Source organism: Minwuia thermotolerans, assembly GCF_002924445.1.
In the GTDB taxonomy this organism is placed as follows: Bacteria; Pseudomonadota; Alphaproteobacteria; order Minwuiales; family Minwuiaceae; genus Minwuia; species Minwuia thermotolerans.
The window spans coordinates 1-9,686 of the sequence record NZ_PIGG01000012.1; the positions used below are offsets into that span (position 1 = coordinate 1).

General features: G+C 67.3%; 10 protein-coding genes, 1 tRNA gene and 1 pseudogene. 9 read left to right on the top strand and 3 right to left on the bottom strand.

Features of this window, described 5'->3' with window-relative positions; translation table 11 throughout:
- Positions 1-29: 29 nt before the first annotated feature.
- A complete protein-coding gene (locus tag CWC60_RS02245) occupies positions 30-491 on the top strand; it encodes a pseudoazurin (protein WP_109792444.1) in 462 nt (153 codons plus the stop codon).
- A gap of 341 nt (positions 492-832) precedes the next feature.
- On the opposite strand, the gene CWC60_RS02250 is transcribed toward CWC60_RS02245, so the two are convergent.
- A tRNA-Ser gene (locus tag CWC60_RS02250) sits at positions 833-922 on the bottom strand.
- A 107-nt stretch (positions 923-1,029) separates the two neighbouring features.
- Here CWC60_RS02250 and CWC60_RS02255 point away from each other — a divergent pair.
- The 8 genes from CWC60_RS02255 to CWC60_RS02290 are packed head-to-tail and all read left to right on the top strand — an operon-like array spanning position 1,030 to position 9,169.
- Positions 1,030-2,064, top strand: a complete 1,035-nt coding sequence (locus tag CWC60_RS02255; RefSeq protein ID WP_109792445.1) for a lytic murein transglycosylase — start codon at positions 1,030-1,032, stop codon at positions 2,062-2,064.
- Positions 2,065-2,095: 31 nt separating this feature from the next.
- Positions 2,096-3,097, top strand: coding sequence for a septal ring lytic transglycosylase RlpA family protein (locus CWC60_RS24240; protein ID WP_109792440.1), 1,002 nt, complete (start codon positions 2,096-2,098; stop codon positions 3,095-3,097).
- Positions 3,098-3,136: 39 nt separating this feature from the next.
- Positions 3,137-4,276: a D-alanyl-D-alanine carboxypeptidase family protein gene (locus CWC60_RS02265; RefSeq protein WP_206419727.1), complete on the top strand. Its 1,140-nt coding sequence runs from the start codon at positions 3,137-3,139 to the stop codon at positions 4,274-4,276.
- Positions 4,276-4,914, top strand: a complete 639-nt coding sequence (gene tmk, locus CWC60_RS02270; protein ID WP_109792446.1) for a dTMP kinase — start codon at positions 4,276-4,278, stop codon at positions 4,912-4,914. The genes CWC60_RS02265 and tmk overlap by 1 nt, the downstream gene beginning before the upstream one ends.
- Positions 4,911-6,032 carry a DNA polymerase III subunit delta' gene (locus CWC60_RS02275; protein ID WP_109792441.1) on the top strand — a complete coding sequence of 374 codons (1,122 nt, stop codon included), beginning with the start codon at positions 4,911-4,913 and terminating at the stop codon, positions 6,030-6,032. Before tmk ends, CWC60_RS02275 begins: the two co-directional genes overlap by 4 nt.
- A gap of 24 nt (positions 6,033-6,056) precedes the next feature.
- Positions 6,057-7,625: a methionine--tRNA ligase gene (metG, locus tag CWC60_RS02280; RefSeq protein ID WP_109792442.1), complete on the top strand. Its 1,569-nt coding sequence runs from the start codon at positions 6,057-6,059 to the stop codon at positions 7,623-7,625.
- A gap of 6 nt (positions 7,626-7,631) precedes the next feature.
- A complete protein-coding gene (locus CWC60_RS02285; protein WP_109792443.1) occupies positions 7,632-8,408 on the top strand; it encodes a TatD family hydrolase in 777 nt (258 codons plus the stop codon).
- Positions 8,409-8,410: 2 nt separating this feature from the next.
- A complete protein-coding gene (locus CWC60_RS02290; protein WP_206419729.1) occupies positions 8,411-9,169 on the top strand; it encodes an MBL fold metallo-hydrolase in 759 nt (252 codons plus the stop codon).
- A 90-nt stretch (positions 9,170-9,259) separates the two neighbouring features.
- Here CWC60_RS02290 and CWC60_RS24245 read toward each other — a convergent pair whose 3' ends face one another.
- Positions 9,260-9,385, bottom strand: coding sequence for a hypothetical protein (locus CWC60_RS24245; RefSeq protein WP_277422308.1), 126 nt, complete (start codon positions 9,383-9,385; stop codon positions 9,260-9,262).
- A 153-nt stretch (positions 9,386-9,538) separates the two neighbouring features.
- Positions 9,539-9,686: pseudogene (locus CWC60_RS02295) on the bottom strand (IS3 family transposase); the annotation flags it as partial.

Genomic DNA, 9,686 nt, shown 5'->3' on the forward strand with positions numbered 1-9,686 from the left:
CGAAGACAATTGACGAAAGGAACCCCGAGATGAAACGCACCCTGATCGCCGCCGCCATGCTGGGCGGTCTCCTCGCCGCCGCCGTACAGCCCGCCGCGGCCGCCGACTTCGAGGTCAAGATGCTGAACCGCGGCGCGGACGGCATGATGGTCTTCGAGCCCGCCTATCTGGAGGTCCAGCCAGGCGATACCGTGACCTTCCTGCCCACCGACAAGGGCCACAACGCGGAAACCATCAGGTCCATGCTTCCCGCCAATGCCGAGGCTTTCAAGGGCCGGATGAACAAGCCGGTCACCGTGACCTTCACCGAGGAGGGTGTCTACGGCTACAAGTGCCTGCCCCACTACGGCATGGGCATGGTCGGCGTTGTCGTGGTCGGCGACGCCACGGCGAACCTGGACGCCATCCGCGAGGCGAAGCATCCGGGCCGGGCGGACAAGCGCATGTCCGCCCTGCTGCAGCAAATGGACGACCGGCTGGCCGCGCGCTGAACCGGATGCCGATGAAGAGGGGCGGGGCCGCGAAATCCGCGCGCCCCCGCCACAGAATCAGCTCTGAGACGACGGCGCGATGAACAGCGTCGCACTCAGTCTTCGGTGTGCGAAACAGACCCTTCGCCCCATCGTTGCTGAGGCCGATCTCCGTACGTACCTGGTTGGAACGGCGCGGCATGACCGCGTCCAAATGGATCCGGCGGTTGGGGTTTCCGACTGTCGGAAACCCCGACCCGCTGCAATGAGGACGGGCTTACTGCAATGAGCACCGGCTCGGAGGGTCTAGGGTCTGATGAATCCAAAATTTACCATCTTCAAAATGCATTATGTAGATCAATTGGCGGACAGGGTGGGATTCGAACCCACGAAGGGTGTTAGCCCTTGGCGGTTTTCAAGACCGCTGCCTTCAACCACTCGGCCACCTGTCCTCGGCCAAGGTGATTAGCAAAGCCGGTGCGGGGCGTCCATCTGTCCGCCATCGGGGCTTTTCGAATCCGGGACGTTCCGGCAAGGTGCAGCGATGTGCGACAGGCTCATGAAAATCGGTACATCCCTGCTGGCCGGTCTGGCCCTACTTGTCCTTGTCCCCGGGGCCGCCCCGGTCCGCGCCGCAGAGGAGGCGCCGCCCGAATTCGAAACCTGGCTGGACGGCGTCCGGCAGGAAGGCCTGGAGCGGGGGATCAGCGCCGCGACGCTGGATCAGGCCCTACGCGGCGTCGAGCCCGTGCGCCGCATCGTCGAGCGGGACCGCAGCCAGGCCGAGTTCAAGCTGACATTCCGGACCTATGCCGACCGGCTGCTGACTGAAACCAATATCCGTGTCGGCCGCGCGAAGATCGTGGAGCACCGGGATTTGCTGGCGCGCATCCAGCAGACCTTCGGCGTGCAGCCGCGCTACGTGGTGGCGATCTGGGGCATGGAGACCCGCTATGGCGCGGTGAAGCCGACCATGCCGGTCATACCGGCGCTGGCCACCCTGGCCTATGACCGGCGGCGCTCGGCCTTCTTCCGCAACGAGCTGTTCAAGGCCCTGGAGATGATCGACCGCGGCCATATCGAGCACGGCAGGATGATGGGCTCCTGGGCCGGGGCCATGGGACAGCCGCAGTTCATGCCGTCGAGCTACATGGCCTATGCCCGCGATTTCGACGGCGACGGCCGCCGGGACATCTGGAGCAGTGAGGCGGACGTCTTCGCCTCGATCGCGAACTACCTGGCGCAGCATGGCTGGAGCGACGACCAGACCTGGGGCCGGCCGGTGCGTCTGCCGGACGATCCGGGCTTCCGCGCCCGTCTGCCGGAACGCAGCGGGCGGTCGGGCTGCCGGGCGATCGACGCCATGACCGACACGCTCCGACTCTCCGAATGGCAGGCCCTCGGGGTGCGCCGGATCGATGGCACGGACCTCCCGGGGCGCGATCTGCCGGCTTCGCTGGTAGAACCGGACGGGGCGGAGGGTCCGGCGTTCCTTGTCTATCGGAACTACCATTCCATCTTGCGGTATAACTGCGCACACCTGTACGGTCTGGCTGTCGCCACTCTGTCCGACCATCTCTGGCCGGCGGAGTAGGGAGGGTCCGCCGGAGAGCGAGGGGGACAGTATGATCGACGGCGTTCGGAAAGGCTGGCGGCCCGGCATCGCCGCTGTCATCGCGGCAGGCGTGCTTGCCCTGGCGGGCTGCGCCGAATCGCAACTGGCGGTGCACGTCGCCAAGAAGGCCAATCACGCCGCCCAGCCGACGCCGCAGGAACGGAAGATCCACGCCGAACGCGTGCGGGCGGCCAGCCTGCGGCCCTACACGATCAACAATGTGCGCTACTTCCCGAAGGACGATCCGAAGTACGACGAGACGGGACTCGCGTCCTGGTATGGCGAGCCGTTCCATGGACGGCTGACCGCGGCGGGCGAAATTTATGACATGAACCGTGTCTCGGCGGCTCACAAGACCCTCCCGCTGCCGACCACGGTGGAAGTCACCAATCTCGAGAACGGGCGGGTGCTGGTGGTCCGCGTCAACGACCGGGGACCCTTCGTCGATGGCCGCATCATCGATCTGTCGCGGCGCGCGGCCCAGTTGCTGGGCTTCGAGCACGACGGCGTGGCCCGCGTGCGGGTGCGCATAAAGGGCTCGCCCGACGACGCTTTCGTGATGCGCACGAAGGCGATCACCGTCGCGGAAGAGAAGAGCGTCACTGCAGCGCCGCGGCCGACGGTGAAGGTCGCCGCCCTGGCGCCGCCGGATGCCGCAGAGGGCGCGTCGGCCATGTCGCTCTCCACTCCCGCCGTGACCCGGGCGCCGGCCGCGCCGCCCGATGTGCTGCCGGAACAGGCCGCGGCGGCAGAGACGGTCTACCGCGTGCCCGTGGATGCCGACACGCGCCTGTTCGTGCAGGCCGGCGCCTTTACCGATTACCAGAATGCGCTGCGCATGAAGGCGATGCTCTCGCCCGTCGGCGGCGTCGATATCCAGCATACGCTGATCGACGACCGCGACTTCTACCGTGTGCGGATCGGACCCCTGGGCGACGTGACCGAGGCCGACCGGGCCCTGGCGCGCATCAAGTCCCAGGGTGCGGGTGACGCGCGTATCATCGTCGACTAGACTTCCGCCCACCGGAAACAGAGCAGTAAGCGTAAGATCATGATCCGTGTGCTTTTCCTGCTGGTCATCGCCACGGTCGCCATGGCGGCCGCGCCGCGCGGGGCCAGCGCCGCCGACTTCGAGACCGCCGCCACCCACGCCATCATTCTCGACCACCGATCGGGCCGGGTCCTCTTCCGGAAGAACCCCGACGAGCCGATCCCGACCGCCTCGATGAGCAAGATCATGACCGTCTACATGCTGCTGGAGCAGCTCAAGGCGGGCACGCTCACCGAGGACGACACGTTCGTGGTCTCCGAGAAGGCCTGGAAGAAGGGCGGCTCCAAGATGTTCGTCGAGGTCGGCAAGCAGGTCCGGGTGGGCGACCTGCTGCGCGGCATCATCGTCCAGTCCGGCAACGATGCGAGCATCGTCGTCGCCGAAGGCCTGGCCGGCAGCGAGGAGGCCTTCGCCGAGCGCATGAACGAGAAGGCCCAGGAACTGGGCCTGGACAACACGACCCTGCGCAACGCCACGGGCTGGCCGGACCCCGAACACCGCATGAGCGTGCGCGACCTGGCGCGTCTGGCCAGCCTGACGATCAGCAACTTCCCGGATTACTATGGCCTCTACGCCGAGAAGAAATTCACCTACCACGACATTGAACAGAGCAACCGCAATCCGGTGCTCTACAGCTTCGATGGCGCCGACGGCCTGAAGACCGGCCATACGGAGGAGGCCGGCTATGGCCTGGTGGCCGCGGCCGAGCGCGACGGCCAGCGCCTGATCTTCGTTCTCGCCGGCATGGAGAGCGCCCGGGAGCGGGCCACCGAGTCGGTCCGCTTCATGCAGTGGGCCTTCCGCACGTTCCGTAATTTCAAGCTGTTCGCCGATGGGGAGGAAGTCGAGACGGCCGAGGTCTGGCTGGGCGAGAAGGTGCGCGTGCCGCTGGTCACGGCCGAACCCCTGGCGCTGACGCTCTCGCCGGACATGCGCGAACAGATGCGGGTCGAAGTCGTCTATGACGGTCCCATCCCGGCACCGGTCAAGGCCGGGGAGCCACTGGCCGAGCTGGTAGTGACAATCCCCGGCGTCGAGACCGTCCGCCAGCCTCTGCTGGCCGGATCGGACGTTGCCCGGCTCGGCCCCATGGGCCGCATCGCCGCCGCGGTCGGCCACATGATCTGGAGCGCCGAGTGATCCGGAAACCGGCGGGCCGGGGACTCTTCATCACCTTCGAAGGCGGCGAGGGCGCCGGCAAATCCACCCAGGCCGCACGTTGCGCCGGCTATCTGGCCGAACGCGGCCATGAGGTGGTGGCCACGCGCGAACCCGGCGGCACGCCGACCGCGGAACGGCTGCGGGAGATCCTTCTGGATGGGGCGGTCGCCCTTGACCCGCTCGAGCAGGTCCTGGTGCTGTACGCCGCACGCCACAACCATGTCACCGGCGTCATCCGGCCAGCCATCGAACGCGGCGCCATCGTGGTCTGCGACCGCTTCTCGGATTCCACCCGCGCCTATCAGGGCGCCGCCGGCGGCGTCGATGCTGCCGCCATCGACGCTGTGGAGAGGCTGGCGCTCGGGGGCTTCGGCCCCGATCTCACCCTCGTCCTCGATGCGCCGGTCGAAACCGGCTTCGCCCGGGTGCGCGACCGCGGCGGCGCCGCCGACCGTTTCGAGGGTCAGGAGAATGCCTTCCACCGCCGGCTGCGTCAGGGATTTCTCGACATTGCCGCCGCCGATCCGGAACGCTGCCGCGTGATCGACGCGACCGGCGGCCCGGATGCGGTCTGGCAGTCGGTGCGCGCGGCACTCGACGCGGTGCTGGAGGCATGAGCGACGAACTCGAACGCCCGGCGCCCGACGAGGTCGACGCCGACCTTCATCCGGCGCTGACACCCTTCCTGATGGGGCACCAGTCGGCCGAGCGCGCCATGGCCGCTGCCATGGCCGGCGGCGGGCAACTCCACCACGCCTGGCTGCTGGCCGGGCCGGCGGGCATCGGCAAGGCGACCCTTGCCTATCGTTTCGCGCGCCGGCTGCTTGCCGGGAACGGGGACGGGGGCCTGTTCGGCGATGACGACAGGGGCCTGTACACGGATCCGGAAGATCCGGTCTTCTCCGCCGTCGCCTCGGGCGGCCACCCCAATCTCGTGCGCCTGCGCCGAACCTGGGATTTCGAGAAGAAGCGATGGTTCACCGGCATCCGCATCGACGAGGTGCGTCAGCTCACGCGTTTCCTGGCTCAGAGCGCCGCACGCGCCGGCCGGCGGGTGGTGATCATCGACGCCGCCGACGACATGACCCGCAGCGCCGAGAACGCCTTGCTGAAGCCGCTGGAAGAGCCGCCGGCCAACACCGTGTTCCTGCTGGTGGCGCACCGGCCCGGCGCGCTGCTGCCGACCATCCGTTCCCGCTGCCGCCGTCTCGACCTGCGCGCACCCGATAGCCGGGAAGCGCTGGAAGTCCTGCGCCGCCTGCGCCCGGACATCGACGAATCCGAGCGTGAAATGCTGTTGGCGCTGGCCGACCGGTCTCCCGGCCGGGCGCTGCGCCTCGCGGAAGCGGGCGGTGCGGAGATCTACCGCCAGCTCCTCGAGGTGCTGGCCGGTGCACCGGCGATCGAGAAGGGCGCGGCGCTGCGCCTCGCGGCGCTGACCGACAAGGGCGCAGAGGCGGAGCGGCGCTTCGCCATTCTGGGCGATCTGATGGACGGTGTGCTGCGGCGCATCGTACTTGCCGGCGGCGGCGCGGCGGAGATCGCCCACCCATCGGAACAGGAGGCGGAGCTGGCCCGCCGCGCAAGGGGCGGCAGTCTTGAACATTGGTTCGAGTTGTGTGAAAACCTGCGCCACCTTCGGGAGCGCACGGAAGCGGTCAACCTGAACCGCAAGACGGTGACCCTGACCCTGTTTTCCGCGTTCGAGGACGCCGCACGACGCGCCGGTCTCTGAGACCGGCGCAGACCCAGGACCGCCATGCAGGATGCTGCCGCCGTGAAGCCGAGCTACTACATCACGACGCCGATCTACTACGTCAACGACCGGCCGCATATCGGACACGCCTACACGACGCTGGCCTGCGATGTGATCGCGCGCTTCAAGCGCCTGGACGGCCATGAGGTCCATTTCCTGACCGGCACCGACGAGCACGGACAGAAGGTCGAGAAATCGGCTCAGGCCGCCGGCCTCGATCCGCAGGCCTTCTGCGACCGCGTCTCGCAGAACTTCCGCGACATGATGGGCGCGCTCGACATCACCAATGACGACTTCATCCGCACCACCGAGGAGCGGCACGTCACGAGCGTGCAGGATCTGTGGCGCAAGCTGCAGGAGGCCGGGGACATCTATCTGGGTTCCTATGCCGGCTGGTACGCGGTGCGCGACGAAGCCTTCTATGGCGAGGACGAACTGACGAAGACGCCGGACGGCCGGATGATCGCGCCCTCGGGCGCCGAGGTGGAATGGGTCGAGGAGCCGAGCTACTTCTTCCGGCTTTCGGCCTGGGCGGACCGCCTGCTCGCGTTCTACGAGGCCAACCCCGACTTCATCCTGCCGGCGCAGCGCCGCAACGAGGTCGTCAGCTTCGTCCGCTCCGGGCTGCGGGATCTTTCGATCTCGCGCACCACGTTCGACTGGGGTGTGCCGGTGCCCGGCGATCCGGAGCACGTCATGTATGTCTGGCTGGACGCGCTGACCAACTACATGACCGCCGTCGGCTACCCGGAGACGGATTCCGGGCTCTATCCGCGCTTCTGGCCGGCCGACCTGCACATGGTGGGCAAGGACATCCTGCGCTTTCACGCGGTCTACTGGCCGGCGTTCCTGATGTCGGCGGGCCTGAAGCCGCCGAAACGGGTCTTCGCCCACGGCTGGTGGACCATCGAGGGCCAGAAGATGTCGAAATCGCTGGGCAATGTCGTCGCGCCCGAGGAACTGGTCGAGACCTACGGCCTGGACCAGACGCGCTATTTCCTGCTGCGTGAAGTGCCCTTCGGCAATGACGGCGATTTCTCCCACGCCGCCATGGTGCACCGGATCAACGGCGACCTCGCCAACGATCTCGGCAATCTCTGCCAGCGTGTACTCTCCATGGTGCACAAGAACTGCGACGGCCAGGTGCCGGCGCCCGGGCCGCTCACGGACGCCGATACGGCGCTGCTGCAGAAGGCCGACACGGCCATCGGCCGGGTGCGCGAGCAGATGGACGTCCAGGCGCTGCACAAGGCGCTGGCCGAAGTCTGGACCGTGGTCGGCGACGCCAACCGATATGTCGACGCGCAGGCCCCCTGGGTGTTGCGCAAGAGCGATCCGGCGCGCATGCGTACGGTGCTCTACGTACTGGCCGAAACCGTCCGGCAGATCGCCATCCTGGTGCAGCCGGTGACGCCGCGCGCGGGCGCGGCCATGCTCGACCTGCTCGGCATAGCGCCCGAGGCCCGCAGCTTCGACCGCCTGGGCGATGTCTCCCGACTGGCGCCCGGCACGCCGGTCGACAAGCCGGCGCCGATCTTCCCGCGCTACCAGGCCGAAGAAGCCGCGGAATAGACGCCGATGCTCGTCGACAGCCATTGTCATCTCGACTACCTGGCGCGCGATGGCGACCTCGCCGACGTGCTGACCCGCGCGCGGAACGCGGGCGTGTCCCCCATGCTCACGATCTCGACGAAGCTGCGCGAATTCGATCAGGTCCGCGCGATCGCCGAGGCCGAGCCGGACGTCTTCTGTTCGGTCGGCGCGCATCCGCACGAGGCCGGGACGGAACCGGACACCACCACGGCGCAGCTGGTCGAACTGGCGGCTCATCCGAAGGCGATCGGCATCGGCGAAACCGGGCTCGACTATTTCTACGAACACAGCCCGCGCCAGGTGCAGCGCGACGTTTTCCGCGCCCATATCGGGGCCGCGCGCGAGACCGGGTTGCCGCTGATCGTGCATACGCGCGACGCCGAGGACGACACGATCGCCATCGTCGAGGAGGAAATGGGGAAGGGGGCCTGGCCCGGCCTGATCCACTGTTTCAGCGGCTCTCAGCGTCTGGCCGACCGCATGCTGGCGGCCGGTCTCTACATCTCGATCTCCGGCATCGTCACCTTCCGGAAGGCCGAAGAACTGCGCGACGTGGTGCGTTCCGTGCCGCTGGAGCGGCTTCTGGTCGAGACCGACAGCCCCTATCTCGCGCCCGTGCCGAAACGCGGCAAGCGCAACGAGCCGGCCTTCACGGCCCACACGGCGGCCGCGGTCGCGGAGCTCAAGGGGATCTCGCCCGAGGCGCTGGCGGACGCCACGACCGCCAATTTCCGCCGCCTGTTCGCCAAGGCCGAATTCTGACCATGCGGGTGACCATTCTCGGCTGCGGCAGTTCGGGCGGCGTGCCGCGCATCGGCAATGACTGGGGCGCCTGCGATCCGGCAAATCCGAAGAACCGGCGCCGCCGCTGTTCGATCCTGGTCCAGCAGGCCGACACGACGGTGCTGGTCGATACGTCGCCCGACATGCGCGAACAGCTGCTCGACGCCGGCGTGTCCGATCTCGACGGCGTGGTCTGGACCCACGATCACGCCGACCAGACCCACGGTCTCGACGATCTCCGCGTCGTCGCCATACGCCATCGCAGACGGATCGACGTCTGGGGGGACGCCGTGACGCTGAAACGGCTCAAGGCGAAGTTCGGCTATTGCTTCCCCGAAGGCGCGCAAGGGGGTTATCCGGCAATCCTCAACGATCATCTGATCGACGGACCGTTCACGATCGGGGCTCTGGACTTCCGTCCGTTCGAGCAGGATCACGGCACCATGACCTCGCTCGGCTTCCGCATCGGGCCGCTGGCCTATGCCAATGACGTGGTCGATCTCGACGATGACGCCTTCGAGGCCATGGCGGGCGCCGAACTGATGATCGTCGATGCGCTGCGCTACACGCCGCATCCGACGCACGCACATCTCGACCGCGCACTGGAATGGATCGAACGGGTGCGACCGCGCCGCGCCGTGCTCACCAATCTGCATGTCGACCTGGACTACGAGACCCTTGTGGGTGAACTGCCGGCCGGCGTCGTGCCGGCCTATGACGGGATGGAAATCGAGGTCTGATCGTCCGGAGGCCTTCAGGTCCGTCCGTTTCCATCACTCTTTTTATTCCATAATATATCTTATACGATAATCTGGACAGCAGCGGCGCGTCTATCGAGTCGAACCGTCCCGCATGTTCAACGCCCCCGCCCAGGACGCGGCCCAGTCCTGCCCCGTCATGTCGCGCTCGCCGTCGGCCGTGAAGAACTTGTTGGGGACGAGGAACATGCCGAGCAACAGAGCGCCCTCCGGACTCCAGGCGCGATGACGGCTGCCCGCCGGCCGCCAGACGAAATTGCCGGACGCGCACGTGCCTTCTCCGCAGACCAGGGATCCTTGCAGCACCCAGGTTGAACCGCGCCGAGTTTCCCGGAGGCAGTTTCGTTTGAGTCATGCGGCCACGGCGGATTGCTCCGGCATGGCGTAGTAGCGCTCCTCGGCTTCGGCCGGCGGGATGTTGCCGATGGGCTCCAGCAGCCGGCGATTGTTGAACCAGTCGACCCATTCGAGGGTAGCGAACTCGACGGCCTCGAACGAG

Coding starts and splice junctions, on each gene's coding strand:
- CWC60_RS02245 (WP_109792444.1), top strand. CDS start 30: ATGAAACGCACCCTGATCGCCGCCGCCATGCTGGGCGGTCTCCTCGCC.
- CWC60_RS02255 (WP_109792445.1), top strand. CDS start 1,030: ATGAAAATCGGTACATCCCTGCTGGCCGGTCTGGCCCTACTTGTCCTT.
- CWC60_RS24240 (WP_109792440.1), top strand. CDS start 2,096: ATGATCGACGGCGTTCGGAAAGGCTGGCGGCCCGGCATCGCCGCTGTC.
- CWC60_RS02265 (WP_206419727.1), top strand. CDS start 3,137: ATGATCCGTGTGCTTTTCCTGCTGGTCATCGCCACGGTCGCCATGGCG.
- CWC60_RS02275 (WP_109792441.1), top strand. CDS start 4,911: ATGAGCGACGAACTCGAACGCCCGGCGCCCGACGAGGTCGACGCCGAC.
- metG (WP_109792442.1), top strand. CDS start 6,057: ATGCAGGATGCTGCCGCCGTGAAGCCGAGCTACTACATCACGACGCCG.
- CWC60_RS02285 (WP_109792443.1), top strand. CDS start 7,632: ATGCTCGTCGACAGCCATTGTCATCTCGACTACCTGGCGCGCGATGGC.
- CWC60_RS02290 (WP_206419729.1), top strand. CDS start 8,411: ATGCGGGTGACCATTCTCGGCTGCGGCAGTTCGGGCGGCGTGCCGCGC.